Origin of the sequence: Sphingomonas nostoxanthinifaciens, from assembly GCF_019930585.1 — a bacterium.
Lineage (GTDB): Bacteria > Pseudomonadota > Alphaproteobacteria > Sphingomonadales > Sphingomonadaceae > Sphingomonas_I > Sphingomonas_I nostoxanthinifaciens.
Genome location: NZ_CP082839.1, coordinates 689,177 through 714,958, shown reverse-complemented (window position 1 = coordinate 714,958; position 25,782 = coordinate 689,177). Strand labels below are relative to the sequence as shown.

Here is a 25,782-nt window from a genome sequence, read left to right as displayed (position 1 = left end):
CGAGCGAGCCGATCTGCTGCAGGGCAAGCGCACGCTGAAGATGGCGCGCTCCGCCCACGCTTATGTGCGCGGCAACACGGCAAAATTCTACGAGTGGCTCGCAGACGCGCCGGCGGCACGACGACTGCCCGAAGGGCCGGCAATCTGGATCTGCGGGGACTGCCATCTGGGCAATCTCGGCCCCATCGCCAACGGCAATGGCAAGGTCGAGATCCAGATCCGCGATCTGGATCAGGCGGTGATCGGCAACCCGCTGCACGATTTGATCCGCCTCGGCCTCTCGCTCGCGACCGCCGCGCGAGGATCGGACCTGCCCGGCGTCACCACCGCGCGCATGATCGAGCAGATGGTGGTCGGCTATGAAGCCGCGATGGCCGATCCCACGAGCGGCGACACCGGCCCGGAACCGGATGCGGTGAGGACGGTCAAGCGGCGCGCGCTGGGGCGCCGCTGGCGCCACCTGGCCAAGGAGCGACTGGAAGACGTCGATCCGTCGATCCCGCTCGGCAAGCGATTCTGGCGGCTGGAGGCCGACGAATATGAAGCGATCGAAGCCATCTTCGATGATGCCGCGGTGTCGCACATGATCCTCTCGCTGCGCCATCGGGAGGATGAACAGCGCGTGCGCATGGTCGACGCGGCTTATTGGATGAAGGGCTGCAGCTCGTTGGGCCTCACCCGCGTCGCCGCGATCGCCGAGATGCGCGACGAATCCGGCGACCGCGAATATGCGCTGGTCGACATCAAGCAAGCGGTGGCGCCGATCGCGCCGCCCGCCCGTGGCGCGACGATGCCGCAGGATCAGGCGGAGCGCGTCGTCGCGGCGGCGCGCGCGCTGTCCCCCTATCTTGGCGAGCGGATCGCGGCGTCGCGCGTCCTCGACGCATCGGTGTTCGTGCGCGAGTTGATGCCGCAGGATCTGAAGCTGGAGGTCGATCAGTTCAGCACCGAGCAGGCGATCAAGGCAGCCCATTATCTCGCATTCGTGGTCGGCAAGGCGCATGCCCGCCAGATGGGCGCCGACGACCGGCGCACGTGGCGCGTCGAATTGAACCGCAGCCGCAAGGACGAGATCGATGCCCCGTCGTGGCTGTGGGAAAGCGTGGTCGCGCTCGCCGGGCAGCACGAGGCCGCCTATCTCGAACATTGCCGCCGCTACGCACTGGCCGCCGCGGAGTAGGCCGCCGGCCGATCCGGACTGCAGTGTGATCGAACCGTTCCGGTCGTCGGGCACGACCCTTGGCGACCGGATTTTCGCAGCAGTTCCGATGGTTAACAATTGCAGTTTTATCGCACCCGCCCCCGCCGCGCCGGCCATCGCGGCGCTGATCGAAAACTCCCGGAAAACCCCCAAAAATGGCGCGACCGATCCGTGGCTAAAGTTTTGGCCAAGGTGACAACATGGATATCCCAAGATTATCCTACGATATTGATGTTGATCATCTTGCGGAAAAGGCAGATAAATTTTCCGACTCATGGTGAGTCATGGTCGATTCTTGGGGGGATACCTAGATGGCGAAGAAATTCGCGCTGCTCACTGGAGCAGCGCTCGCGGTCGCATGTCTGAGCGCGGTTCCTGCGGAAGCCGGGGGCAACATATTCCTGACCGGCCACGATGCCGATTTGCACATGTACTTTGGATCGAGCGCGGCGCAGACCGCCCTGGTTTCCGAGCTGAGCTTCGTGCGGAACGGGTCTTCACTTCCCGTGCTGCTCTTCGACAGCACCGCTTCGGGCTATAGCTACGAATTCGGGAGCGATCTGACGACGCTGGGTGTGAGTTACACTCTGGTGGATCCGGCGACGACATCGATCACCGACGCCATGTTCGATGTCACCAAATATTCGGCGATCGCGATCGCGTCGGATATCGATTGCGGCGGCTGCGATCTCCGCGCGTCGGATGTGGCTGCAATCTCGGCGCATGCCACTGCGATCAGTGCCTTCTTCAACGCCGGCGGCGGCATTCTCGGAATGGCTGCGGCCGACGATCCGCTGGGCTATGCCTATGTTCCCGAAGCGGCGGTGAACGGCGGCGGCAGTCCGCCATCCAGCGGCTTCGTCGAGACCGCCGAAGGCACGGCGGCCGGCCTGGTCGCCGAAAATGGCGATCCCACTCACAATTACTTCCCCACCCCCGGCACGGGTGGTCTGTCGAGTGCGTATCAGGTTGCCGAGACCAACACCGGCAACGTCGAATCGATCTTCGTGAAGAATGGCACGATCAGCTGCACCGGTCCGTCGTGCACGATCACCAGCGGCGTGCCCGAGCCGGCCTCGTGGGCGATGATGCTCAGCGGCTTCGGCCTGCTCGGCGGTGCGATGCGTCGCCGCCAGCGGACGACCGTCAGCTTCGGCTGATCGGCGGCATTCGCTGCCCAAAAAAAGCGGGGGCGCATCGATTGCGCCCCCGCTTTTTTATCGATCAGCGATAGCGCCAGCCGCCATGCCAACGGTCGCGGTGATGCCAGTAGCGATTGCCGTCCCAATAGCCGCGGCCATGATAGTAATTACCGACAATCAGGCCGCCGGGCGCGACCACGACCGGACCGCCGTTCGGGCGGCAATGGCCATAGGGCCCGCGATGGCCGCCGGGACCGCAGCCCTGAGCGGCATCGGCTGCAGTGACTGCGCCGAACGCCACGCAGGTTCCCAAAGCGGCAAGAAGTATCTTCTTCATGACAACCTCTTCGTCTGATGCCCGATGGTGTCGCCACCGGATCGGGCCTGGTTGGACGGGATAAACAGCTTTGCGGCGATCTGGTTCAACGGAAGGATCGCCGGGAGCTCGGCGCGGCCCCGCACACCGCGCCAAAAACTGAAGCCTCAGCGGCGGCCGTCGCCCCAGCCACCGCGATCACCGCGATCACCGCGATCGTGATCGCCATAATCATAACCGCCGCGATCGTAACCGCCCCGATCGTACCCGCCGTAGCCGCGCCCGCGATCCCAGCCATTGCCGCCGCGATAATCGTCGCCGCGATAGCCGCCATGGTCGCGATAATCATAGGCATAGCCCGGCGCATAATCGTACCCGCCGTAGACGACCGGTGCAGGCGGCGGCGCATAATAGCCGACCGGCTCCGCATAATAGCGATGCGGGTGATCCGATGCGATCGCCGCGCCGATCGCGAGGCCGGCAATACCGGCGAATATAGCGCCAGTACCACGATCGGCCTGAGCCGGCGCGGTTGCAGCAATCGTGCTGCCGGCAAGCAAGGCGGCGGCAACGGCACCTTTGATAACCCCACGCATTGTCCAACTCCTTCGTGCTCGTTTTTGAGCGTGGGAGAAGGATTATGCGATTCGAGTTGAACGACTTGGGAATGAGTTCAGCAGCAATCGTTCAGCTAGGTTGGAAAATCACAATGCGCAGCGACAGGGGGCAGCGACAGGCTGATCGCGGATCGGTGCCGCGGCGCCTTAAACACTGATTAACCACGCGCTTGGCATATGCACATCGGCGAGGTCGGCGATGCAACGCAGCCAGATCCCGCCGGGCGGCACCATTGCGCAGGTAGGGAAGCAGATGCTCTTGCAACGGCAGCGAACGCAGATCGCGCGCGCAGAAGCAGAGCCGGTTGCGCCCGATAACCGCGCCGATGAGATTATCGCTCCGACGACGTTGGACCCCCAGGATTGGGGGGCGCTGCGGCGGCAGGGGCAGCGCATGCTCGACGACATGTTCGATCATCTCGAAGGGCTTCGCGACCAGCCGGTATGGCAATGCGCGCCCGACGATATCCGCGCGTCGATGCGCGCGCCGCTGCCGATCGAGCCGACCGATCTTCAGGCGGTCCATGCCGATTTCAAGGACACGATCCTGCCCTACGGCAGCGGCAATACTCATCCGGGCTTCATGGGCTGGGCGCAGGGCGGCGGCACCGCGGTGGGCATGCTCGCCGAGATGCTGGCCGGCGGCCTGAACGCCAATCTGGGCGGGCGGGATCACATGCCGATCGCGGTCGAGCGCCAGATCGTCGCGTGGGTGCGCGAGATCTTCGGCTTTCCGGCCGCCGCCGACGGCCAGTTCCTGACCGGCGCGTCGCAGGCCAATTTCGTCGCATTGCTGATCGCACGGACGCGCGCATGCGGCGCCGGCGTGCGGACGCAGGGGGTGAGCGGGTTCGGCCAGCTCGTCGCTTATGCCTCGTGCGACGTGCATGGCTGCGTTCCGCGCGCGATGGAGATGGCGGGGCTTGGCCGCGACGCGCTGCGGCTAATCCGCACCGACGAATGCGGCCGGATGGATAACGATGCGCTGCGGCGCCAGATCGCGCGCGACATGGCCAAGGGCCTGCGCCCGTTCATGATCGTCGGCACCGCCGGCACGGTCAATGTCGGTGCGGTCGACGATCTGGCCGGGCTCGCGCGGATCGCCGCCGAATTCCGGCTGCATTTCCATGTCGATGGCGCGCTCGGCGCGCTCGGCATCCTGTCCGACGATCTCGCGCCGTTGTTCGACGGGATCGAGCTGTGCGACAGCTTGGCGTTCGATTTCCACAAGTGGGCGCAGGTGCCCTACGATGCCGGCTTCCTGCTCGTGCGCGACGGCGCGTGGCAGCCGGAGACGTTCGCGTCGCCCGCCGCCTATCTGGCGCGCGCGGAAACCGGACTCGCCGCTGGCGACTGGTGGCCGTGCGACCGCGGCCCCGATCTCTCGCGCGGGTTTCGCGCGCTGAAGACGTGGTTCACGCTCAAGACCTATGGCGTGCGCGCGCTCGGCGCCTCGATGGCGACCAATTGCCAGCTGGCGCGGCTGACGGCCGATCGGGTCTCAGCCGAGCGCGATCTCGTCCTGGCGGCGCCGGTCTGCCTCAATATCGTCTGCTTCAGCTACGCACCGGGCGGCGTCGAAGCCGATCCCGGCATCAACGGCCGGATCGTCCAATATCTGCACGCGGCAGGCGAGGTCGCGCCATCGTTGACGACGCTCGACGGCGTGCAGGTGATCCGCGCCGCGTTCGTCAACCACCGCACAACCGCGGATGACGTCGATCGCCTCGTCTCGGGCGTGCTCGCCGCCGGCGCCGCCCTCCTCTCTCGCGCTTAAGGAAGATCGTCTTGCCGGAGAAGCCGCGCACACGCCCCGCGATCGACCCCAGCACCCGCATCCTCGGCCAGCATCGCGTGCTGCCGATGGCGTTCGATCAGGTCGACATTTCGGCGCTGTGGCAGAGCCTCTCCGACCGCGTCGCGGCGAAGGACAATGTCGCCGCCGCTCTGGTCGACATGTCGATGCTGCTGCAGAGCCATTCGCAATCCGAGGCGGCGCTGACGCTGCTCAAGGAGGCGATGCGGTTCCAGCGCGATTATTGCGTCGTGCACGGCGACGGCAGCGGGCTGCGGCTGCTCGCCTTCGTCACGCCCGGCGACTTCATGGCCAACACGCCGCTCGATTTCCTGCTCAACGGATCGAATGCGGTGCTGTGGCTGCACCATGTCGACAGCACCACCACCGATCTCGACAACCTCCCCGAACACGACGTTGCGTTCGTGGCGATCGGCGAGGCCAATCATCACGGGCCGATCCTCGCGCGGCTGGAGGAATTGCTCGCGGATTTTGACGGTCCGATCATGAACAACGACCCGGCGCTGATCTCGACGCTCACCCGCGACGGCGTCAGCGACATCCTCGCGAACGAGCCCTCGATCCTCGTGCCCGCAAACCGCCGCGCGCCGCGCGCCGCGATGGCCGCAGTGGCGGAGGGCGCCGATCCGTCCGCGCTGCTCGGTGCGGATTTCCCGCTGATCGTGCGGCCGATCGGCACCCATGCCGGCCACGGAATGGAGTATATCGACGGCGCCGCGGCGATCGCCGCCTATCTCGAGACGACCGACGCGGCCGATTTCTACGCTGCGCCCTTCGTCGACTATCGCGGTGCGAACGGCTGGTTCAGCAAGCAGCGCATCGTCCTGATCAACGGCAAGCCCTTCCCCAGCCACCTCGCGCTTTCGGACCACTGGATGGTCCATTATCTCAATGCCGGCATGAGCGACGATGCGCGCAAGCGCGCGATCGAAGCCGACTGGATGGAGAATTTCGACAGCGATTTCGCGGTCCGGCATCGCACCGCCTTCGAGGCGCTCTACCAGCGCATCGGCCTCGATTATTTCGGGATCGACTGTGCCGAGCTGCCCGACGGCCGCCTGCTGGTGTTCGAGCTCGACGTGGCGATGGTCGTCCACGACATGGATGACGCGACCATCTTCCCCTACAAGAAGGTGGCGATGCAGCGGCTGTTCGACGCGTTCATCGACGCCGCCGCCCGCATCGCCTCCCCCGCCCTCATCGCGGCGTGACGGCCGGGACGGCCGGCATTACAGCCGCACCGTCCGCCCCTCACGCGCCGAGCGGTAGATCGCCTCGACGATGCGCATGTCGCGCAGCCCCTCGGCGCCCGACACGATCGGCTCGCGATTTGAGCGGATGCAGTCGACCAGATGATCGAGCTGGCCCGCCCATTGCGTCGGTCCGGGGCCGGGCGGCGGATTGATGATCTCCTGCTCGCGCCCGTCCTTGCCCAGCCACATGCGGTTGCCATTGTAGCGCGTGCCCGGTTCAAGCTCGATGCGGCCCTTGTCGCCCATCAGCAGGATATGGTTCTGGTTGGCGCTGTACATCGACTGGCAGCTGCCGATCGCGCCGGACGGGAATTCCAGCGTCCAGTCGATGATGTCCTCGACCTCGTGGAAGCGCGGATCGCTGCGGTCCGTCGATTCGCGCGCGGTGACCGCGACCGGCTCCTCACCCGTCATGTAGCGCGCCGCCTGCAGGCTGTAGACGCCCATGTCCATCAGCGAGCCGCCGCCCGACAAAGCTCGCTTCAGCCGCCATGCCTCGGGGTTGGTCTGGACGAAGCCATGCTCGGATCGGACGTAGCGGATCTTGCCCGCCGCGCCGGCGCGCGCGAGCCGCGTCGCCTCGAGGTTGAATGCCTCGAAATGGCAGCGATAGCCGATCATCAGCTTGCGGTTGGCGGCCTTGCACGCGGCGATCATCGCCTCGCACTCGGCGACCGAGACCGCCATCGGCTTCTCGCACATCACATGCTTGCCGGCCTTGGCGGCGCGGATGACATATTCGGCATGCATCGAATTGGGCAGGCAGACATAGACGATGTCGATGTCGGGATTGTCGCGGATGCGGTCGAACTCGGCATAGGAATAGATCGAGCGTTCGGGCACGCCATATTTGGCCGCCGCCGCGCGCGCCTTGTCGCGATCGCCGCTGACATAGGCGACGAGCCGCGAGGACCGGCAATTGGCGAATTGCGGCGAGATGACGCCGAGGCCGTAGACCCCCAGCCCGACGATCGCATAGCCCAGCTTGCGCTGGGGCGCCGCCGCCCGGCCCGCCCCGGCGGCGAGCATCGTCGCCCCGGCCAACATCGTGCGCCGATCCAGTTCCATCATCCTGCTCCCCTGCGGTGATCCCGCTGATCCGAAGTCTACGCGGGCGACCGGGCGCCGCAAGAGGCCAGTGGTCCTAAGCAGCTCATCGCGACCGTTGCGGTGCAGCATGGGTTGGAACGGCGCGGCGGATCGTGCATTAGGGATGCATGCTAGCGCCCAGCCAAGCGGTTGCGCCGGTCGTCGATCGGCCGCCGCCCCCGCCGCTCCTCGCGAGCAATAGTCTCTTCCTCGATTTCGACGGGACGCTGGTCGAGCTTGCCGAGCGGCCCGACGGCGTGATCGTCGGCGCCGATCTGCTCGCCTTGCTCGATCGCCTGATGACCGCGCTCGACGGGCGCTTGGCGATCGTCAGCGGCCGTTCGATCCGCCAGCTCGATGCCCTGCTCGGGCCGGCCGCCGCCGCGATCACGCTGGCCGGCAGCCACGGCGCCGAACGCCGCACGCCGACCGAAGGCTATGTCGCGGCCGACGGCGCCGCATCGCTGCACGACGTCGCGCAGCGTTTCGAGGCCTTTGCGGAGGCGCATCCGGGCGTGATCGTCGAGGTGAAGAGCCACGGCGTCGCGCTGCATTACCGGCTGGCGCCGGAGCGCGAACCCGCCGCGCTCGGGCTCGCGGCGCGGATCGCGGCCGATGCCGGGCTCATCCTGCAGCACGGCAAGATGATGGCCGAGGCGCGCGTGGCGGGCGACAAGGGCGCGGCACTCGCCGCGTTGATGCAATTGCCGGGCTTCGCCGGATCGACGCCGTTCTTCTGCGGCGACGACGTCACCGATGAGGACGGTTTCATCGCCGCCCGCGCGCTTGGCGGCGGCGGCATCCTGATCGGCGATCCCCGCGACACCGCGGCATCGTGGCGCCTGCCCGGCGTCGCGGCGCTGCACCGCTGGCTCACCACCTCGCTTTCGGAGCTTCTATGACCGCCGACCTCAACCTGTGGCCGATCGGCAATTGCCAGGTCTCCGCGCTGATCGACAGCAAGGGCAGCTTCGTTTGGGGATGCGTGCCGCGCGTCGACGGCGAGCCGGTCTTCTCCGCTTTGCTCGGCGGCGACACGCCCGAGACCGGCTTCTGGTCGATCGAGCTGCAAGGCAGCGCCACCACCACCCAGCGTTACGAGCGCAACACCCCGATCCTGAAGACCGTCCATGACGACGGCGCGGGCAACGTGGTCGAGATCATCGATTTCTGCCCGCGCTTCGAACATGACGAGCGCCTCTATCGCCCGACCGCGTTTGCGCGGATCGTCCGGCCGGTGTCGGGCAGCCCGCGCATCCGCATGCGTCTGCGCGCCGCGCGCGACTGGGGCCATGCCGCCGAGCGCACCGTCGGCACCAACCACATCCGCTACCAACTGGGCGAACAGACGCTGCGGCTGACCACCGACGCGCCGGTCGGCCACATCCAGGAGGAAGGCTGGTTCCGCGTCGAGCGCGCCATCCACTTCTTCCTCGGACCGGACGAGAGCTTCATCGGCGTGCTCGGCCAATCGGTGCGCAACATGCGCGGACGCACCAAGCGCGAATGGCGCCACTGGGTGCGCGGGCTCGCCACCCCGCTTGAATGGCAGGAAGTGGTGATCCGCGCCGCGATCACGCTGAAGCTGTGCCAGCACGAGGAGACCGGCGCGATCGTCGCGGCGCTCACCACCTCGCTGCCCGAACATGCCGATAGCGGGCGCAACTGGGATTATCGCTACTGCTGGATCCGCGACGCTTATTACACGGTGCAGGCGCTCAACCGGCTGGGCGCGCTCGATGTGCTCGAAAGCTATCTCGAATATCTGCGCAACATCGTCGACGATGCGCGCAACGGCCATATCCAGCCGCTGTACAGCGTATCGGGCGCGACACGCGTGCCCGAACGGCTGGAGCCGTCGCTGCCCGGCTATCGCGGCATGGGCCCGGTACGCGTCGGCAACCAGGCTGCCGAGCAGATCCAGCATGATGCCTATGGCCAGATCGTGCTGTCCAACGCGCAGGCCTTCTTCGACCAGCGGCTGCTGCGCATGGGGGGCGTCGAGGATTTCCGCGCGCTGGAGGAAGTGGGCGAGCTCGCCTGGACGGTCTATGACAAGCCCGACGCCGGCCTGTGGGAGCTGCGCACGCGCGCGCACGTCCACACCTATTCGGCGGCGATGTGCTGGGCGGCATGCGATCGGCTCGCCAATGCGGCGCACGCGCTGGGGCTCGAGGATCGCCGCGCCTTCTGGCAGGAGCGCGCGGACACGATGCACGCCGCGATCGAAGGCGCGGCGTGGCGCGAGGAAACCCAGCGCATCTCCGCCACGTTCGGCGGCGACGATCTCGACGCCAGCATCATCCAGCTGCTCGACCTGCGCTTCCTGCCGCCCGACGCGCCGCGCTTCCGCTCGACGCTCGTCGCGGTGGAGGAAGGGCTGCGACGCGGCTCGCACATGCTGCGTTACGCCACCGAGGACGATTTCGGCCTGCCGCACACCGCGTTCAACGTCTGCACCTTCTGGCTGATCGAGGCGCTGTCGGCGACCGGCCGGGCCGAGGATGCGCGTGCCTTGTTCGACGAGATGGTGTCGCGCCGCACGCCCGCCGGGCTGCTGTCCGAGGATATCGATCCCGCCACCGGCGAGCTGTGGGGCAATTACCCGCAGACCTATTCGCTGGTCGGCCTCATCAACTGCGCGATGCTGCTGTCAAAGCCGTGGAGTTCGGTGCGGTGAGCCGGCTCATCATGATCTCGAACCGCGTGCAATTGCCGTCGTCAGGCGGCAATCAGGGCGGGCTGGCGGTGGCGCTGCAGGCGGCGTTGCGCGACAAGGGCGGCATCTGGTTCGGCTGGTCGGGCGAGACGACCGAGCAGTTTACCGGCGAGATCCATTATCGCGAGGCGAACGGCGTCACCACCGCGACGATCGACCTGGAGCAGCAGGACGTCGACGAATATTATGACGGCTTCGCCAACCGTACCCTGTGGCCGCTGTTCCACTATCGCATCGACCTGACCGAGTTCGAGCGCGACTTCAACAGCGGCTATGCACGCGTCAACCGCCGCTTCGCCGAGACGGTCGGCCCGCTGATCGAGGCCGACGACCTCGTCTGGGTGCACGATTATCACATGATCCCGCTGGGCGCGGAGCTGCGCGAGCAGGGCTGCGCGAACCGCATCGGCTTCTTCCTCCACATTCCGTGGCCGCCGGCCGACATGCTGCTGTCGCTGCCGAGCCATCGCGAGCTGGTCGAGGCCTTGTTCGCCTACGACGTGGTCGGCTTCCAGACGCAGGACTGGCTCGACAGCTTCCTCCATTATGTCGAGCGCCAGCTCGGCGGCACGATCGCCGAGGACGGCACGGTCACCGTCGGCGAGCGCAGCGTGCGCGTGTTTGCCGATCCGATCGGCATCGAGACGGCGAGCTTCGAGGAGGCCGCCGCCGCCGCCCCCGCGCGCCACGCGCAGGAGCGCATGTATATGAGCGCGACCGGGCGCACGCTGATCGTCGGCGTCGACCGGCTCGATTATTCGAAGGGGCTGGAGGAGCGCTTCCTCGGCTTCGAGCGGTTCCTGTCGCTCCACCCCGATTTTCGCGGGCTGGTCTACATGCTGCAGATCGCGCCGCCGAGCCGCGAGAATGTCGAGACGTATCGCGCGATCCGCGCCGGGCTCGATGCGCTGTCGGGCCGCATCAACGGCGAATATTCGGATATGGATTATGTCCCGATCCGCTACGTCAACAAGGGCTTCGCGCGCGATGTGCTGGCGGGGATCTATCGCGCCGCGCGCATCTGCCTCGTCACGCCGCTGCGCGACGGGATGAACCTCGTCGCCAAGGAATATGTCGCGGCACAGGATCCGGCCGATCCCGGCGTGCTGATCCTGTCGAGCTTTGCCGGCGCGGCGGCGCAACTCAAGGACGCGCTGCTGGTCAATCCCTACAGCCCGGAGGAGATTGCCGACGCGATCGCGCAAGCGCTCGCGATGCCGCGCGCCGAGCGCGTCGCACGGTGGGAGAAGATGATCGACATCGTCCGGCGCGAGGACGTCACCTGGTGGTGCAACCGCTTCCTCGACATGCTGGAGCGCGAGCCGGCACCGCGCGCACCGCTGCACCAGCTGGGCTGAGCCTCGTCCGCGTCAGCGGATGATCGTCAGCGCGGCCGTCAGTGCGAGTACGAGTGCGACCACGGTCGCCACGCCGATCGCGATGAACGGGCGCGGACCATTGCCGAGCAGTTGCTGCATCGGCGAGCGGATGCCGGTGGCGGTGACGGCGCAGGCGAGACAGCCGGTCGCGAGCCGCTGCGCGCCGTCCGCCGCAACGGGGGGCACCACGCCGGTCGAGTTGATCGCGGCCAGCACGAAGAAGCCGATCACATACCACGGCAGCGGGCTCGCGCCCTTCTTCCGCTCGCCATCGGCGGGGAAGAAATACGCGACCACCGCCATCGCCGGCGCCAGCAGGGCGACGCGGGTGAGCTTGACGATCGCGGCGGTCTGGCCCGCGCCGGGCGAGAAGGAATAGCCCGCGCCGAGCGACTGGGCGACGTCGTGGATCGCAGCACCCAGCATGAAGCCCGCCTGCCGATCGTCGAGCCCGACATGGTGCGCGATGATCGGATAGAGGAACATCGCGAACGCGCTCAACGCCGAGATGCCGACCAGCGTCAGCGCGAGCTGCGCCTGGCTTATCCGCCGCTCGCCCAGCACGCTCGCAAACGCCATCGCCGCCGATGCGCCGCAGATCGCGACCGATCCGCCCGCGAGCACGCCGAATGCGGCCGAGAAGCCGAGCCGCCGCGCCGCGATCACGCCCGCGCCGAGCGTCGCCGCCACGATCACGATCACCGCCGCCAGCGCCGGCAAACCAAGCCCGGCAATCTGCATCAGCGTCACCCGCACACCGACCAGCACGATCCCCCAGCGCAGCAAGGCGCGCGAGGCGAAGACCAGCCCCGGCGCGAGCCGCGCGTCGGCATTGAGGAAGTTGAGCGCGAGGCCGATCAGCAGCGCCATCAATGTCAGCGGCGCACCGTAATGATCGGACAGATAACCGGCCGCCAGCGTCGCGGCGAGCGTCACCGCCAGCCCCGGCAGATGATCGATCGCGCGCACCGGCTTCGCCGGCAACGGCATCAGATCGCCGTAGAGATCGGCCGCCATCACCTGACGGCCGACGCGAAACTCCTCGGCACCCATTCAGCGCTTACCCCGCATAACGCTGCGCGGCACCCGTACGCGGGTTCCGCACGGTGATCGCGCCGGTCTTCTCGACCGCGATCTCGAGCGGCAGGTGCGCGTCGGGCATCGATGTCGGATTGACGATATTGGCGTCGGGCGCATTCTTGTCGGGGCTGCGCGTGGCGACATGAAGCTGCCACACCACCGGCTTGTGCGGCATCTGCGCGACGCGATCGAACGTCTCGCCGTCGGCGCCCTTGGTCGCGCCGTTGATGAAGAGGATCATGCGCGGCGACAAGGTGTCGAGGAAAGGCTGGCTGCTGCTGTTGCCGCTGCCGTGATTGTCGGCGACCATCAGGTCAACCGGGCCGATCAGGTTGACCGGGCAGACGAGCTTGTTCTCGACCTGCCACGTCGTGTCGCCGAGCGCGAGGATGCGCGCCTTGCCGTAGCTGAGCAGCACGCCGAGCGACTTGGGGTTCTCTATACCGCCGTCATTCGCCTCGTTCTGTGCGGTCGCGCATCCCACACCGGGCGCGCCGCCGCCCGGCAGCGGCTGCGGCGGCACCGCGCCGTCGCCGTCGATCGCGGTCAGCACGAGATCGTCGATGCGAATCTGCGTGCCGGGGGTGAGGCTGCGGCGCGGATGGCTGCCGATCGCCGCCAGATATTTCGGATAGAAATAGGCCGGCGACTGCGGCTGCGCGGCGCCCCCATCCTTGGGCAGCTCGCGATTGACGCCGTGATCGAGGAAGGTGCCGATCGGGAAGGAGGCGGCCAGCTCCGCCACCCCACCGACATGATCGGCATGATAATGGGTGACGAGCACGTAATCGATCTTGCTGAGGTGCGCGGCCTTGGCGGCGGCGACGATCTTCTGCGCGCTGGTCGGCGGCGGCGCGACGCCGGGGGCCGCGGGCGGGTTGCCCTGCCCCGCTTCCCAGCCGGTATCGATCAGCAGCGAATGGCCCTGCGGCGTGACGTAAAGCACCGCCGCCCCACCCTCGACGTCGATCGCGGTGATGTGGAGCGGCGCCTCCGTGCGCACGGCGGTGGCTGGCAGCAGCGCCGCGAGAAGGGCGAGGGCGATGCGCATTGGAAAATCCTCCCGACTTGAAAGGGCCGCCGGCTGCCGCCATCTGCGCGCCCAAAGCACCCCCGTGAAGAGGATGATCCGACCCGCCATGACGACCGCCACCGACGCCGCGCCCGCGACCCGCTCCTTCGAAGCCGATGTCGCGAAGCTGCTGCACCTGATGGTGCATTCCGTCTATTCGGACAAGGACGTCTTCCTGCGCGAGTTGATCTCCAACGCGGCCGATGCGTGCGAGAAACTGCGCTACGAGGGACTGAGCGACCCGGCCTTGCTGGGCGACGGCGCCGCGCCCGCGATCACTGTGACGCTGGATGCCGAGGGGCGGCGCCTGTCGATCGAGGATAACGGCATCGGCATGGACGAAGGCGAGATGGTCGAGGCGCTCGGCACGATCGCGCGCTCGGGCACCAAGGCGTTCATGGACCGCATCGCCGCCGCTCAGGACGGAGAAGGCAGCCAGTTGATCGGCCAGTTCGGTGTCGGCTTCTATTCGGCCTTCATGGTCGCCGACCGGATCGAGGTGCTGTCGCACCGCGCCGGCAGCGACGCCGCCGCGCGCTGGGAATCGGACGGCCTCGGCACCTATACGGTCGGCCCGGTCGATCCGGCCGAGGCGCCGGCACGCGGCACGCGCGTGACGCTGCACCTGAAGGAGGAGGCCGCCGACTACACCCAGGCAGCCAAGGTCGAGCGCACGATCAAGACGCAGTCGGGTCATGCGCCGGTGCCGATCTTCATCCGCGACACGCCCGAGGCCGAGCCGCGGCAGATCGCGGACGGCGCGGCGCTGTGGACCCGCCCCAAGAGCGAGATCAGCGCGGACGATTATGCCGAATTCTACCGCAGCAATGCCGGCCAGTTCGACGCTCCGGCGCTGACGCTGCATTACCGCGCCGAGGGGCGGCACGAATATACCGTGCTCGCCTTCGTGCCCGAGACCAAGCCGTTCGACCTGTTCGATCCCGAGCGCAGCGGGCGGATGAAGCTCTACGTCCGCCGCGTGTTCATCACCGACGAGGCGGAGATCCTGCCGCGTTACCTGCGCTTCGTGCGCGGGCTGGTCGATTCGGCCGACCTGCCGCTCAACGTCTCGCGGGAGATGATCCAGCAGAGCTCGGTGCTCAGCGCGATCCAGAAGGGCGTCACCAACCGCTTGCTGTCCGAGCTGGAAAAGCTGGCGGAGAACGAGCCCGAGCGTTTCCTGGCGATCTGGGACAATTTCGGCGCGGTCATCAAGGAGGGCCTGTACGAGGATTTCCAGCGCCGCGAGCAGCTGCTCGGCCTCGCCCGCTTCCGCACCACCGCGAGCGGCGACGGCTGGCGCTCGCTCAAGGACTATGCGGCAGGGCTCAAGGACAATCAGACCGCAATCTATTATGCGGTCGGCACCGATCTCGACCGGCTGGCGAGCTCGCCGCAACTCGAGGGCTTCCGCGCGCGCGGGATCGAGGTGCTGCTGCTGTCCGATCAGGTCGACAGCTTCTGGGTGACCGGCGGCGCCGACCATGACGGCAAGCCGTTCAAGTCGGTGACGCAGGGACAGGCCGACCTGAGCCTGATCCCGCTTCCCGACAACGCCGCCGCCCCTACCGAGGCATCGGATGAGGTCGGTCGCTTCATCACCTTCGTCAAGGATACGCTCGGCGAGGCGGTGTCCGACGTGCGTGCGTCGAATCGCCTGACCGAGAGCGCCGCCTGCCTCGTGGCGCCCGAGCATGGCATGGACCGTCAGCTGGAAAAACTGCTCGCCGGCGCGGGGCGCCTGCCCTCCGCCGCCAAGCCGGTGCTCGAGCTGAACCCGCACCACGCGCTGATCGACAGCCTCAGCCGGCTTGACGACGGCGACGCCGGCCTGCGCGAAGATGCCGCGCACCTGCTGTTCGACGAGGCGCGCATCGCCGACGGCGAATTGCCGGCCGATCCGCGCGCTTTCTCGGCGCGGCTGGGGCGTATCCTCGCCCGCGTCAGCGGTTGAACGCACGCCGCCGATGCGAGCGGAATGTTAACCCTAACCGTGGATAAGCATCCCATCGACCCGGAAGCGATGGGAGGAAACGATGCTTACAGTAACCGTAGCGGCCGCCCTGATGATGGCGGCGATCGTCGCCAAGGCGACCCGTAGCCGGTCCAAGGCGAAGGGCCCGTGCGACAATTGCGCGGACCACCAGACCGAGTGCGAGCAGTGCGCGCTCGATCATTGCGGTTGGTACGCCTGGTAATAAGTTCGGCGATTACGCCACGATCTGGCACGATTTACCAAGCCGATCGTGGCTGAACCGCCATTTCTGCTCTGAACCTCAATTGGCACGGACCCTGCAACAAGGGAATCGAACCGCGGCGATGCCGCCCCTTGTCAGGATCGAACAATGCAGACCACCATCACGCCCGTCGCCGACGCGCCCACCGTCCAGCGCGACAACATGCTCGGCATCTGCCACTCGCTGGGCGAGACGTTCGGTTTCAATCCGCTGTGGCTGCGCATCGTGCTGGCGGCATTGCTGCTCGCGAGCGTCGAGGTCGCGCTGGCCGTCTATGCCATCTGCGGCGTGGCGGTGCTGGTCGGCCACCTGCTCGCGCCGCGCAAGGCGATGACACCCACCTTCATCTGACCGTCCGCCAGCGGACAGCCCGTCCGTTTCCGGACGGGCCGCCGCTCAGCGCATCGAATTGACGAGGCTGGAAATCGGCACGAAGGCGAAGGCGACCGAGCTGTCCGCGACGCCATAAGGCAGGAACAGCAGATCGCCGTGGCGCATGCCGCCGCAGCTATAGACCACGTTCGGCACATAGCCTTCGCGATCCTCGTCCGCCGGCGACAGCAAGGGCTGCGTCATGCGGCCGAGCACCTTCGACGGATCGTCCTTGTCGAGCAGGATCGCGCCGACCGAATATTTGCGCATCGCGCCGACGCCGTGGGTCAACAACAGCCAGCCCTCGTCGATCTCGATCGGCGAGCCGCAATTGCCCAGCTGCACCATTTCCCACGGATATTTGGGCGTCAGCAACAGCTCGCCCTCGCCCCAATGGTCGATGCGGTCGGAACGGATGATGAAGACGTTCTCGCCGTCCTGGCGGCCGATCATCAGATAGTCGCCGCCCACCTTGCGCGGGAACAGCGCCATGCCCTTGTTGCGCGCCGCCGGCCCGCTCATCGGCGCGAGCGTGAAGGTGCGGAAGTCGCTCGTGCGCAGCAGTTCGGAGCGGATCACCGCGCCATTATAGGCGGTGTAGGTGCCGATCCACTCGACGCGGCCGTCGTCGTGGGTGAACTCGACCAGCCGCATGTCCTCCAGCCCCTTGGACTGAGCGGCGGTCATCGGGAACAGCACGGTGCCGGACAGCGAGCTGTCCTTGTGGCGGTGCACCTCGATCGCGCCGTTGCCGACCTCGTGCGCGCTGTCAGCAGCGGTCGCGAACGGTGGCTCGGGCATCAGCTCGACATGCGCGCCCGGCCCGAGGATCCCTTCGCGGAACGCGATCGACGAGATATGCCCCTCGCCCACCGCGCGCAGCGACATGGCGATGCGGATCGCGCCGTCCGACAGGCCTGACTGGTCGGGATGCGGGATCACGCTGGGGTTCATCAGCGCGGCGGCGGCATAGCTATATTCGTGGCAGAAATAGGCGCCGATCAGCTGCTTCTTAATCTCGGAAATGGCGTTGCCATCCAGCTTCAACGCGGTTTCGATCTGCGCATAGCGCGTCATGAACACCGAGCGCGTCTGCCAGTGGCGCGCTTCGAAATCGCGCAGCACCAGCTCCAGCTCGATATCGGCCTCGTCCTCGTTCATCTCGAGCACGGCATCGGCGATGCGGCGGACACGGCCTGGGCGCCCCGGCAGCGAGGCCGCCTCGATCGGAATATGAAACGGTCGCACGACGACGCGTGCTGGATCGGCCTGCAGCCTGAGCGGGCTGTGGATCACGTCGAGCAAGCGGAAACCCCCGGGATGCTGTTCAGGTCATTGCCGGTCCAACCGGCGCTCGCGGTGCGCACGCCTGCGGCGTCGCACCATCGCTCATCCTTGGACGGCGCCGCCGCCCGGCGCAATCCCTGCCAGCATCTCGGTTGCTATATCGTTAACGACAAATGATTTCCGGTCAGCTCGCAGCGGCGATCACCGCCTGATCGGATGCCGGAACGCCGACACGGACGCGCTGACGCCCCATCAGCCCGGCGCAGGCGAACTGATAAGCGAGGATCGATTCAGCGCCCTGGTTGAGATTGACCCGATCGCTCATCAAGCCGTCGAAGCAACCGCCGTCGTCCTGCGTCGTCATCGGTAGGTCGAGATCGTTCTCGCCGAGATACCAGTCATGCCCGCGCCACGCGACCTGCAGCCAGCGCGGCTGGCCGGTAATCTCATGCGCGAACAGCGCCGCGTCGACCGTCGCCCATGCTTCCAGCGGCTGCTGGTCGTAGGGGAAAGGCTGGGCGTAGGGGCGGCCGAAGCTGTCGGTGCCGACTGCACGGAACTGGCCTTCGGCATTGGTCTGCTTGCCGTCGAGCCAGTCGAGCGCCGCGAGGCCTTCGTCCAGCATCGCCTGATTGCCCAGCAGATCGCCCGCACGCATCAGCGCCTCGGGCAGGCGGGCATTGTCGTAGGCCAGCACCGGCTCGAACCAATTCCACTCCTCGCGACGATTGGCGCGGAGCTGCGCGAGCAGCCGCTCACCAAAATCGGCGACCAGACGCCGCGCGAGCGGGTGATCCCGATATGCGCGCAGCACCGCATCGGCGCCCAACAATGCGAAAGCCCAAGTGCGCGGGCTGCCGAGCTCCAGCGCATGCGGTGCGACCTGATCGAACAGATGCATCGCCCAGCGGCGCAGATCCAGCGCACGCGCTTCGGCGGCGGTGACGCCGATCGACCATAAGGAGCGGCCGAAGCTGTCCTCCGATCCCTCGGCCTCCAGCCAGCTCCGGTCGAACGCCATGAAGTTGCGGAACCGGCCGCGCTCACCGTTCCAGGCATGCTGGACGAACGACGCGTAAACCTTGGCAAGCGCATCGGCGCGCGTGGCGTCGGCGCCCGTGACACGATGCATCAGCATCAGCGCGCGGCAATTGTCGTCGACGCAATAACCGTGGTTGCGATCGGGAATGGCGAAGATGCCATGCTGGATCATGCCGCAACTGTCGGTCATCCGCTCGATCGCATCGAGTCGCGGCGGCGTGGCGGCGCGCTCGGCGCGACGATCGGGGCGCAGGCGCACCGGGCGCTTCGCCACCGCCTCCTCGCAGATCGCAAGATAGGCCTCGGCCAGTTTCTGCCACACCATGCTGCGGCCGACCGCATAAGCGCGGCTGCCGATCGTCTCCAGCGCCGCCGGATCGTCGAGCATCGCATTGATCGCGCTGGCGAAGCCGGTGCTGTCGCCGAACGGCACCAAAGTGCCCAAGCCATCGGCCAGCAATTCGCTCGCATGCCAGTAAGGCGTCGACACGACCGGTCGGCCAAGCGCGACCGCGTATGAAAGCGTGCCGCTCGTGATCTGCGTCTCGGTCAGATAGGGCGTGACATAGATGTCGGCCGACTGCAGATAGTCGAGCAGCGCCTCCTGCTCGAGGAAGCCGTCGATGAACACCACGGCGCCACCGACGCCGAGTTCCTCCGCCAGCGCCATCAGGCTCTCGCGATAGGCCTCGCCCTCGCGCGCGACGAGATGCGGATGGGTCGCCCCCAGCACCACGTAGAGTGCGTCGGGATGGCGCGCGACGATCGACGGCATCGCCCGGATCAGCGTCTCAATGCCCTTGTTGGGCGAAAGCAGGCCGAAGGTGAGCAGCACGCGCCGGCCCGAAAAGCCGAACCGCGTCTTCATCGCCTCGGTCGATGCGAGCGGGCGATCGGGCACGCCGTGCGGCACGACCGCGATGCGGCTGCCGGGAATGCCGTGGACGCGGCAGAGGATCTCGCGCCCCTTCTCGGCCATCACGATCAATTTGGACGCACGCCGCGCCAGCGCCTCGATCACCGCGCGCTGGTCGCCATTGGGCTGCTCCAGCACCGTGTGCAGCGTCACCACCACCGGCGCCTCGACCCGGTCGAGCAGCTTGAGCAGGAGGAGCCCGGCATGGCCGCCGAAGATACCGTATTCATGCTGTACCAGTACGACGTCGGCGCCGCTCGAATTGATCCGCTGCGCAGCGATACGATAATCAGCCAGCTCTTCCTGGCGGATCTCGCAGGTCACTTCGGGGCCATAGGCGTAGGTTTCGCCCGGATCGGTCATGGCGTAGAGATCGAGCGTGAGCTGCGGGAAGGCAGCGTGGAGCGCCTGATGGACGTCGCGCGTGAACGTGGCGAGGCCGCACAGACGCGGGGGCGAATTGCCGATGATCGCGATGCGCTTGATCTCGTCGTGCTTGATCGACGGTGCCTGCCCCGGTTGGCTCATATTCGTTCCCGATCTCCCTGGTCGAAGCAGGCAGTTCGAAACCCGCCATGCCAACCGATTTCTGTCGATTTATTAATGCGTGAGCGAGGTTAAGGTTGCATGGAGCGGTGGTGCAGCGCAACATGGCGACGCGGCCGGCTGAGGTGCCGCCGACATTTTCGGCGTTGACGCTCCTTTCGGGGGCGTTAATGGAGACGACCGGGACGGCATTCGGGCCGGGCCCGTAATAATATGTGGAGCAGTTAGAATGAAGAAGGCTGTCTTTGTTCTCGCCGCTGCCGGCCTGATGTCTCTGGCCGCTTGCAGCAAGCAGACGCCGGCGGAGAACGCGACCGACGCAACGGCGAACGCGCTGGATAATGCCGGCGAGAATCTCGAGGATCTGGCTGCCAACACGTCGAACGACGCTGCGGCCGCGACCCTCGACAACGCTGCGGACAACATGCACGCGGCTGCCGACAACGTCGAAGCCAACAAGCAGTAATTCGCGGCCGCCTCACGGCGGTTCGAACGAAGCGGGCGTCCGGTCATCCGGGCGCCCGTTTTCGTATGTGCGCCGCCGGTCGATCGCCGGCACGCGGAGGGTGACAGCCATGGCCCGCCGCGGCTAACGGAGCGGCGATGAGCAGCGCGCCTTTCTCCCTCTTCAACAGCATGACCCGCTCGATCGAGCCGTTCACCCCGATCGATCCGGCCAACGTGCGGCTCTACACATGCGGGCCGACCGTCTATAATTACCAGCATATCGGCAACATGCGGGCATTCCTGTTCGCCGACACGCTCGGCCGCGCGATCCGATGGAAGGGCTGGCCGACCACCCACGTCATCAACATCACCGATGTCGGCCATCTGACCTCCGACGCCGATGCCGGCGACGACAAGATGGAGACAGCGGCGGCGCGCACCGGCCGCTCGATCTGGGACATCGCCGCTTATTATACCGACGTCTTCAAGCGCGACGTCGCGCGGCTCAACATCGTGCCGCCCGCGCGCTGGTCGGTCGCGACCGACCATATCGCGCAGATGGTCGCCTTCGCCGAGAAGATCGCGCCCGTCCATTGCTACGAGCTCGACGGCGGCCTCTATTTCGACGTGTCGACCGTACCCGATTATGGCCGGCTCGCCGGCGTGCGCCCCGACGAGCGCGAGAGCCGCATCGATCCGGTCGCGGGCAAGCGCAACCCGCAGGATTTCGCGATCTGGCGCCGCTCGCTGCCCGGCGAGAATCGGCAGATGGAGTGGGACAGCCCGTGGGGCCGTGGCGCGCCGGGCTGGCATCTCGAATGCTCGGTGATGAGCCTCGAATATCTCGGGCCCGCACCGTTCGACATCCACACGGGCGGGATCGATCATCGCGAGATCCACCACCCCAACGAGATCGCGCAGAACCAAGCGTTCTGCGGCTGCGCCGACAGCGGCGCGCATTTCTGGATGCACAATAATTTCCTGGTCGAACGATCGGGCAAGATGTCGAAGTCGAGCGGCCAGTTCACGACCTTGCAGACCTTGGTCGATGCCGGCGTGCACCCGCTCGCCTATCGCCTGATGTGCCTGTCGGCGCATTATCGGTCGGAGCTCGAGTTCAACGGCGAGGCGGTCGGCGCCGCGGTCACGCGGCTCAAGCGGACGGTGATGGCAGTGGAGAAACTGCGCGCCGCAGCCGATGCCCAGGCGGACGATCTGCCCGCACCGCAGATGGATGCCTTGCTCGCACGCTTCGACGCTGCAATCGGCGACGATCTCAATACACCCGTCGCGCTGACCGTGCTCGACGAGGCGGTCGCGACCAAGGCGAAGGGCAAGCGCGCGCAGCTCGCCGCGATCGCGCGCATGGACGAGGTGCTCGGGCTCAACCTGCTCGCGCTTACCCGCGCCGACCTGCGCGTCGCGCCCGCCAGCGCCACGATCACCGCCGAAGCGATCGCGCAGCGGCTGGACGAGCGCAACGCCGCCCGCGCCGCGAAGGACTTCACTCGATCTGACGCGATCCGCGACGCGCTGGCGGCGCAGGGCGTCGAGGTGATGGACGGCGATCCGCTCGGCTGGGAGTGGCGACCGACGCTCTGACGGCTTGATTAGTCCGAAATGGATTAGTTATGGTCCGAGTCGCGCGTTGCGACGAGGGGCATGTGAGCACAATGATGGGCCGGCGGCCGCTTCGGGTCGCTTTACTGGCCGGAACGCGACCGGAAGCGATCAAGTGCATGCTCTTGATTCTCGCAGCGCGCGCCGACCAGGACTTCATCTTCTCCTTTATTCACACCGGTCAGCACGGGGCGATGTTCGACGACGCGTTGCGCCCGTTCGGGATCGTCGTCGACGAGGCGTTGCACCTGCGCCTGCAGGGGCTGTCGCCCGACGAGCAGGCAGACCGCATCCATGGCGCGCTTCCTGCGCTGCTGACGTCGATCGATCCCGACATGGTGCTGGTGCAGGGTGACACGACCAGCGCGTGGGCTGCCGCCCACATCGCGCACGACATGGGCATCCCGCTGGGCCATATCGAGGCGGGGCTGCGCTCTGGCGATCCCGATTTGCCGTGGCCCGAAGAACGCAACCGGCGTGCCATCGACAAAATTGCCGATTTGCTGCTGGCGCCGAGCGAAGGTGCAGCCGCCAACCTGCGCGAGGAGGGCGTCGGCGGGCACATCGTCGTGACCGGCAACACCGGCATCGACGCGCTGATGTACATGAGCGGCCGCGTACCGGCGCGCCTGGAAGAAGACGGCATCCAGCGGATCGTCGTGACATGTCATCGCCGGGAGAATTGGGGCGCTCCGGCCACCCGCATCGCCAGCGCCGTCCGAACGCTCGTCGATGGCCGCTACGATCGCCGGGCAACGGTGGTGCTGCACGACAATCCGAACGCGGCAGACCCGTTGCGCGACGCACTGGCCGACAGCGACAATGTCGAGCTGATCCGCTCGGTCGCCTATCCTGAAATGGTCGCCCGCCTGAAGAGCGCGAGTCTTGTTCTGTCCGACTCGGGCGGCCTGCAGGAGGAGTGCGCCGCGCTGGGCGTGCCGCTGCTCGTCCTGCGCTCCAATACCGAGCGGCCGGAGGTCATCGCCAGCGGCAATGCCCTGCTGGTCGGCTCGGGCACGCGCGAGATCGTCGATGCCGCCGAACGATTGCTGTCCGATGCCGCCGCGCATGCGGCGATGTCCATCCCCGCTTTTCCTTATGGGCGCGGCGAGGCGGCACGGCGAATCCTCGACGCGCTGCTGTTCTTCCCGTTCCCCCGTATGCGTGACATGCCGGCCTGATTGAGCTAGGGAGCCGCCCGAAACACGAGAAAGACGATCATGGCGACGAACTGGACGCCGGAAAGCTGGCGCCAGCACGAAGCCCGCCAGCTCCCGGATTATCCCGATCAGCAGGCACTGGCAGCGGCGGAGGCCGAGCTCGGCCATTATCCGCCCCTGGTGTTCGCGGGCGAGGCTCGCGCGCTCACCGCCGATCTCGCCAAGGTCGCGGCCGGCCAGGCCTTCCTGCTGCAGGGCGGCGATTGCGCCGAGAGCTTCGCCGAATTCCACCCGAACAACATCCGCGACACGTTCCGCGTGATCCTGCAGATGGCGGTGATCCTGACCTATTCGTCCAAGCTGCCGATCGTGAAGCTCGGCCGCATGGCGGGCCAGTTCGCCAAGCCGCGCTCGACCAACATGGAAGAGGTGAACGGCGTCTCGCTGCCCTCCTATCGCGGCGACAACGTCAACGACATCGCCTTCACGCCCGAGGCGCGGATGCCCGATCCGCAGCGGATGATCCGCGCCTACAGCCAGTCGGCGGCGACGCTCAACCTGCTGCGCGCCTTCGCGCAGGGCGGCTATGCCAACCTCCAGCAGGTCCATGCGTGGACGCTCGATTTCATGGGCCGCAGCCCCTGGGCCGCGCAATATCAGCAACTTGCCGACCGCATCGGCGAAGCGCTGTCGTTCATGGCGGCGTGCGGCGTCAGCCCGGCGACGGTGCCGCAGCTCCAGTCGACCAGTTTCTACACCAGCCACGAGGCGCTGCTGCTCCAGTATGAGCAGGCACTGACGCGCTCCGACAGCCTGACCGGCGACTGGTACGACACCAGCGCGCACTTCCTGTGGATCGGCGACCGCACGCGCTTCGTCGGCTCGGCGCATGTCGAGTTCCTGCGCGGCGTCGGCAACCCGATCGGCATCAAGTGCGGGCCGAGCCTCGAGCCCGACGATCTGCTGCGGCTGCTCGACGTGCTGGATCCGGCGCGCCAGCCCGGCCGCATCACGCTCATCACCCGCTACGGCCACGACAAGATCGAGAGCGGCCTGCCCAAGCTCGTCCGCGCGGTGAAGCGCGAAGGACGGCCGGTCGTGTGGTCGTGCGATCCGATGCACGGCAACGTCGTCAAGGCGGCGAACGGTTACAAGACTCGCCCGTTCGAGCGGATCCTCGCCGAGGTGCGCGGCTTCTTCGCGGTGCATCGCGCCGAGGGGACGCATGGCGGCGGCATCCATGCCGAGATGACCGGCCAGAACGTCACCGAATGCACCGGCGGCGCGATCGCGGTGACCGAGCAGGGGCTCGCCGACCGCTACCACACGCATTGCGACCCGCGCCTCAACGCCAGCCAGTCGATCGAGCTCGCTTTCCTGCTGGCCGAGATGCTCAACCAGGAAATGCGCCAGCGCGAGCGCGTGGCCGCCTAACGGCGCGCCGCCGCAAGCTCGCGGATCAACGTCGCCACCAGATCGGCCGCGGGCATGGCGCGCGCGAGCGGCGCGCCCTGCCCCGCCCATTGCGCGCCGAAGCCATGCTCGCCCGTCGCACGCGCGGCGGCGTGGAGCGCTTTTCCCGCATCGTAGGCGATCGGATAATCGGGCGGTGGCGGGCGGCCCTCGCATCTTCCAGCGCAGTGAAACAATTGGCCAGCGCGCGTGCCGGGCGGCCCGATATCAGCGCTGTCATCCGCGTATGCCTGCCCGCCGGGCCGGTCAGCGCCTGCCGATAGGCCGGGTCCGCCGCCGACTCCGCGCAGGCGATGAAGGCGGTGCCGAGCTGCGCCGCCTCGGCACCCAGCGCCAGCGCGGCGGCGATGCCCGCGCCGTCCATGATCCCGCCCGCCGCGATCACCGGCAGCGTGCCCTGTCGAACGAGCAGCCGCGTCAACGCCATCGTGCCGAGCGCATCGTCAGGTGCTGCAGGATCGAAGACGCCGCGATGGCCACCCGCCTCGATCCCCTGCGCGACCACGGCATCGAGCCCGGCGCGCGCGACCTGCTCGGCCTCGCTCGGGCCGGTCGCGGTCGCCAGCAGCAGCGCGCCGGTGGCTTTTAGCGCGGCGATCGTCGCGGCCGACGGCAGGCCGAAATGGAAGCTGACCACCGGCGGCTTCGTCTCGACCAGCATCGCCAGCATATCGGGATCGTCGGCGAAGCTGCGGTAGATGGTTCGGAGCGCGGCGGGCGGCTCGGCGCCGTATGCGGCGAAATGCGGCCGCAGCCAGTCGAGCCACGCCGTCTCGCGCGCCGCATCGGGCTGCGGCGTCGCATGCACGAACAGGTTGACGTTGAACGGCCGATCGGTGCCCGCGCGCACGGCATCGATCATTGCCCGCGCGCCTGCTGCATCGGTCGCGCCGATGCCGATTGAGCCGAGACCGCCCGCATGCGACACTGCCGCCGCCATCGCCGGCGTCGACACGCCCGCCATCGGCGCCTGCACGAGCGGGACGACCAGACCGAGAC

General features: G+C 67.2%; 22 protein-coding genes and 1 pseudogene. 15 read left to right on the top strand and 8 right to left on the bottom strand.

Annotated features, from left to right (window positions below; translation table 11 throughout):
• The first annotated feature begins 40 nt into the window (after positions 1-40).
• The 3 genes from K8P63_RS03245 (at position 41) to K8P63_RS03235 (ending at position 2,361) form a co-directional block, all read left to right on the top strand.
• Complete coding sequence (locus K8P63_RS03245; RefSeq protein ID WP_223799706.1) at positions 41-1,180, top strand: DUF2252 family protein; 1,140 nt, start codon at positions 41-43, stop codon at positions 1,178-1,180.
• 25 nt (positions 1,181-1,205) lie between these two features.
• Positions 1,206-1,397, top strand: a complete 192-nt coding sequence (locus K8P63_RS03240) for a hypothetical protein (protein ID WP_223798445.1) — start codon at positions 1,206-1,208, stop codon at positions 1,395-1,397.
• 115 nt (positions 1,398-1,512) lie between these two features.
• Positions 1,513-2,361: a PEPxxWA-CTERM sorting domain-containing protein gene (locus K8P63_RS03235; RefSeq protein WP_223798444.1), complete on the top strand. Its 849-nt coding sequence runs from the start codon at positions 1,513-1,515 to the stop codon at positions 2,359-2,361.
• Positions 2,362-2,425: 64 nt separating this feature from the next.
• On the opposite strand, the gene K8P63_RS03230 is transcribed toward K8P63_RS03235, so the two are convergent.
• Both K8P63_RS03230 and K8P63_RS03225 read right to left on the bottom strand, forming a co-directional pair.
• Positions 2,426-2,680, bottom strand: a complete 255-nt coding sequence (locus K8P63_RS03230; RefSeq protein WP_223798443.1) for a GCG_CRPN prefix-to-repeats domain-containing protein — start codon at positions 2,678-2,680, stop codon at positions 2,426-2,428.
• A gap of 146 nt (positions 2,681-2,826) precedes the next feature.
• Positions 2,827-3,255: a hypothetical protein gene (locus tag K8P63_RS03225; RefSeq protein ID WP_223798442.1), complete on the bottom strand. Its 429-nt coding sequence runs from the start codon at positions 3,253-3,255 to the stop codon at positions 2,827-2,829.
• A 415-nt stretch (positions 3,256-3,670) separates the two neighbouring features.
• Here K8P63_RS03225 and K8P63_RS03220 point away from each other — a divergent pair, with 415 nt between their 5' ends.
• Both K8P63_RS03220 and K8P63_RS03215 read left to right on the top strand, forming a co-directional pair.
• Complete coding sequence (locus tag K8P63_RS03220) at positions 3,671-5,053, top strand: pyridoxal phosphate-dependent decarboxylase family protein (RefSeq protein ID WP_223798441.1); 1,383 nt, start codon at positions 3,671-3,673, stop codon at positions 5,051-5,053.
• 11 nt (positions 5,054-5,064) lie between these two features.
• A complete protein-coding gene (locus K8P63_RS03215) occupies positions 5,065-6,303 on the top strand; it encodes an ATP-grasp domain-containing protein (protein ID WP_223798440.1) in 1,239 nt (412 codons plus the stop codon).
• An 18-nt stretch (positions 6,304-6,321) separates the two neighbouring features.
• On the opposite strand, the gene K8P63_RS03210 is transcribed toward K8P63_RS03215, so the two are convergent.
• Positions 6,322-7,413: a Gfo/Idh/MocA family protein gene (locus tag K8P63_RS03210; RefSeq protein ID WP_223798439.1), complete on the bottom strand. Its 1,092-nt coding sequence runs from the start codon at positions 7,411-7,413 to the stop codon at positions 6,322-6,324.
• A gap of 149 nt (positions 7,414-7,562) precedes the next feature.
• On the opposite strand from K8P63_RS03210, the gene otsB reads away from it, so the two are divergent.
• From otsB to K8P63_RS03195, 3 genes are read left to right on the top strand one after another with little or no spacing between them, the layout of a single operon-like run.
• Positions 7,563-8,336 carry a trehalose-phosphatase gene (otsB, locus tag K8P63_RS03205; RefSeq protein ID WP_223798438.1) on the top strand — a complete coding sequence of 258 codons (774 nt, stop codon included), beginning with the start codon at positions 7,563-7,565 and terminating at the stop codon, positions 8,334-8,336.
• Positions 8,333-10,114, top strand: a complete 1,782-nt coding sequence (locus tag K8P63_RS03200; RefSeq protein ID WP_223798437.1) for a glycoside hydrolase family 15 protein — start codon at positions 8,333-8,335, stop codon at positions 10,112-10,114. The genes otsB and K8P63_RS03200 overlap by 4 nt, the downstream gene beginning before the upstream one ends.
• On the top strand, positions 10,111-11,511 hold the full coding sequence (locus tag K8P63_RS03195) for an alpha,alpha-trehalose-phosphate synthase (UDP-forming) (RefSeq protein WP_223798436.1): 1,401 nt from the start codon (positions 10,111-10,113) through the stop codon (positions 11,509-11,511). Before K8P63_RS03200 ends, K8P63_RS03195 begins: the two co-directional genes overlap by 4 nt.
• A 12-nt stretch (positions 11,512-11,523) precedes the next feature.
• On the opposite strand, the gene K8P63_RS03190 is transcribed toward K8P63_RS03195, so the two are convergent.
• Both K8P63_RS03190 and K8P63_RS03185 read right to left on the bottom strand, forming a co-directional pair.
• Complete coding sequence (locus tag K8P63_RS03190) at positions 11,524-12,585, bottom strand: YeiH family protein (protein ID WP_398288344.1); 1,062 nt, start codon at positions 12,583-12,585, stop codon at positions 11,524-11,526.
• Positions 12,586-12,592: 7 nt separating this feature from the next.
• Positions 12,593-13,663, bottom strand: a complete 1,071-nt coding sequence (locus K8P63_RS03185; protein WP_223798435.1) for a ComEC/Rec2 family competence protein — start codon at positions 13,661-13,663, stop codon at positions 12,593-12,595.
• A gap of 88 nt (positions 13,664-13,751) precedes the next feature.
• On the opposite strand from K8P63_RS03185, the gene htpG reads away from it, so the two are divergent.
• From htpG to K8P63_RS03170, 3 genes are all read left to right on the top strand, one after another.
• Positions 13,752-15,638: a molecular chaperone HtpG gene (gene htpG, locus K8P63_RS03180; RefSeq protein WP_223798434.1), complete on the top strand. Its 1,887-nt coding sequence runs from the start codon at positions 13,752-13,754 to the stop codon at positions 15,636-15,638.
• Between the two features lie 82 nt (positions 15,639-15,720).
• Positions 15,721-15,882, top strand: a complete 162-nt coding sequence (locus K8P63_RS03175; RefSeq protein WP_223798433.1) for a hypothetical protein — start codon at positions 15,721-15,723, stop codon at positions 15,880-15,882.
• Between the two features lie 147 nt (positions 15,883-16,029).
• On the top strand, positions 16,030-16,272 hold the full coding sequence (locus K8P63_RS03170; RefSeq protein WP_223798432.1) for a PspC domain-containing protein: 243 nt from the start codon (positions 16,030-16,032) through the stop codon (positions 16,270-16,272).
• Positions 16,273-16,317: 45 nt separating this feature from the next.
• On the opposite strand, the gene K8P63_RS03165 is transcribed toward K8P63_RS03170, so the two are convergent.
• Positions 16,318-17,598, bottom strand: coding sequence for a glycoside hydrolase family 130 protein (locus K8P63_RS03165; RefSeq protein WP_223798431.1), 1,281 nt, complete (start codon positions 17,596-17,598; stop codon positions 16,318-16,320).
• Between the two features lie 166 nt (positions 17,599-17,764).
• The gene (locus K8P63_RS03160) at positions 17,765-20,065 is read right to left on the bottom strand and encodes a glycosyltransferase family 4 protein (RefSeq protein WP_223798430.1); all 2,301 of its coding nucleotides are present in this window, start codon (positions 20,063-20,065) and stop codon (positions 17,765-17,767) included.
• Between the two features lie 247 nt (positions 20,066-20,312).
• Here K8P63_RS03160 and K8P63_RS03155 point away from each other — a divergent pair, with 247 nt between their 5' ends.
• The 4 genes from K8P63_RS03155 to K8P63_RS03140 all read left to right on the top strand — a co-directional run bounded on the left by K8P63_RS03155 (position 20,313) and on the right by K8P63_RS03140 (position 24,744).
• The gene (locus tag K8P63_RS03155) at positions 20,313-20,549 is read left to right on the top strand and encodes a hypothetical protein (RefSeq protein ID WP_223798429.1); all 237 of its coding nucleotides are present in this window, start codon (positions 20,313-20,315) and stop codon (positions 20,547-20,549) included.
• A gap of 137 nt (positions 20,550-20,686) precedes the next feature.
• Positions 20,687-22,132, top strand: coding sequence for a cysteine--tRNA ligase (gene cysS, locus K8P63_RS03150; RefSeq protein WP_223798428.1), 1,446 nt, complete (start codon positions 20,687-20,689; stop codon positions 22,130-22,132).
• Positions 22,133-22,269: 137 nt separating this feature from the next.
• Entirely contained in the window at positions 22,270-23,331 is a 1,062-nt protein-coding gene (gene wecB, locus K8P63_RS03145) for a non-hydrolyzing UDP-N-acetylglucosamine 2-epimerase (RefSeq protein WP_263282677.1), read from the top strand.
• Between the two features lie 39 nt (positions 23,332-23,370).
• Positions 23,371-24,744 carry a class II 3-deoxy-7-phosphoheptulonate synthase gene (locus tag K8P63_RS03140; RefSeq protein ID WP_223798427.1) on the top strand — a complete coding sequence of 458 codons (1,374 nt, stop codon included), beginning with the start codon at positions 23,371-23,373 and terminating at the stop codon, positions 24,742-24,744.
• Here the strand turns inward: K8P63_RS03140 and K8P63_RS03135 are convergent.
• A pseudogene (locus K8P63_RS03135) lies at positions 24,741-25,747 on the bottom strand (NAD(P)H-dependent flavin oxidoreductase). The gene K8P63_RS03140 and the pseudogene K8P63_RS03135 sit on opposite strands and share 4 nt — an antisense overlap.
• Between the last annotated feature and the right edge of the window lie 35 nt (positions 25,748-25,782).

Bases quoted from the DNA above. Each gene is read 5' to 3' on its own strand.
- K8P63_RS03245 (WP_223799706.1), top strand. From the start codon at position 41: ATGGCGCGCTCCGCCCACGCTTATGTGCGCGGCAACACGGCAAAATTC.
- K8P63_RS03235 (WP_223798444.1), top strand. From the start codon at position 1,513: ATGGCGAAGAAATTCGCGCTGCTCACTGGAGCAGCGCTCGCGGTCGCA.
- K8P63_RS03230 (WP_223798443.1), bottom strand. From the start codon at position 2,680: ATGAAGAAGATACTTCTTGCCGCTTTGGGAACCTGCGTGGCGTTCGGC.
- K8P63_RS03225 (WP_223798442.1), bottom strand. From the start codon at position 3,255: ATGCGTGGGGTTATCAAAGGTGCCGTTGCCGCCGCCTTGCTTGCCGGC.
- K8P63_RS03220 (WP_223798441.1), top strand. From the start codon at position 3,671: ATGCTCGACGACATGTTCGATCATCTCGAAGGGCTTCGCGACCAGCCG.
- K8P63_RS03210 (WP_223798439.1), bottom strand. From the start codon at position 7,413: ATGGAACTGGATCGGCGCACGATGTTGGCCGGGGCGACGATGCTCGCC.
- otsB (WP_223798438.1), top strand. From the start codon at position 7,563: ATGCTAGCGCCCAGCCAAGCGGTTGCGCCGGTCGTCGATCGGCCGCCG.
- K8P63_RS03200 (WP_223798437.1), top strand. From the start codon at position 8,333: ATGACCGCCGACCTCAACCTGTGGCCGATCGGCAATTGCCAGGTCTCC.
- K8P63_RS03190 (WP_398288344.1), bottom strand. From the start codon at position 12,585: ATGGGTGCCGAGGAGTTTCGCGTCGGCCGTCAGGTGATGGCGGCCGAT.
- K8P63_RS03185 (WP_223798435.1), bottom strand. From the start codon at position 13,663: ATGCGCATCGCCCTCGCCCTTCTCGCGGCGCTGCTGCCAGCCACCGCC.
- htpG (WP_223798434.1), top strand. From the start codon at position 13,752: ATGACGACCGCCACCGACGCCGCGCCCGCGACCCGCTCCTTCGAAGCC.
- K8P63_RS03175 (WP_223798433.1), top strand. From the start codon at position 15,721: ATGCTTACAGTAACCGTAGCGGCCGCCCTGATGATGGCGGCGATCGTC.
- K8P63_RS03170 (WP_223798432.1), top strand. From the start codon at position 16,030: ATGCAGACCACCATCACGCCCGTCGCCGACGCGCCCACCGTCCAGCGC.
- K8P63_RS03160 (WP_223798430.1), bottom strand. From the start codon at position 20,065: ATGAGCCAACCGGGGCAGGCACCGTCGATCAAGCACGACGAGATCAAG.
- K8P63_RS03155 (WP_223798429.1), top strand. From the start codon at position 20,313: ATGAAGAAGGCTGTCTTTGTTCTCGCCGCTGCCGGCCTGATGTCTCTG.
- cysS (WP_223798428.1), top strand. From the start codon at position 20,687: ATGAGCAGCGCGCCTTTCTCCCTCTTCAACAGCATGACCCGCTCGATC.
- wecB (WP_263282677.1), top strand. From the start codon at position 22,270: ATGCTCTTGATTCTCGCAGCGCGCGCCGACCAGGACTTCATCTTCTCC.
- K8P63_RS03140 (WP_223798427.1), top strand. From the start codon at position 23,371: ATGGCGACGAACTGGACGCCGGAAAGCTGGCGCCAGCACGAAGCCCGC.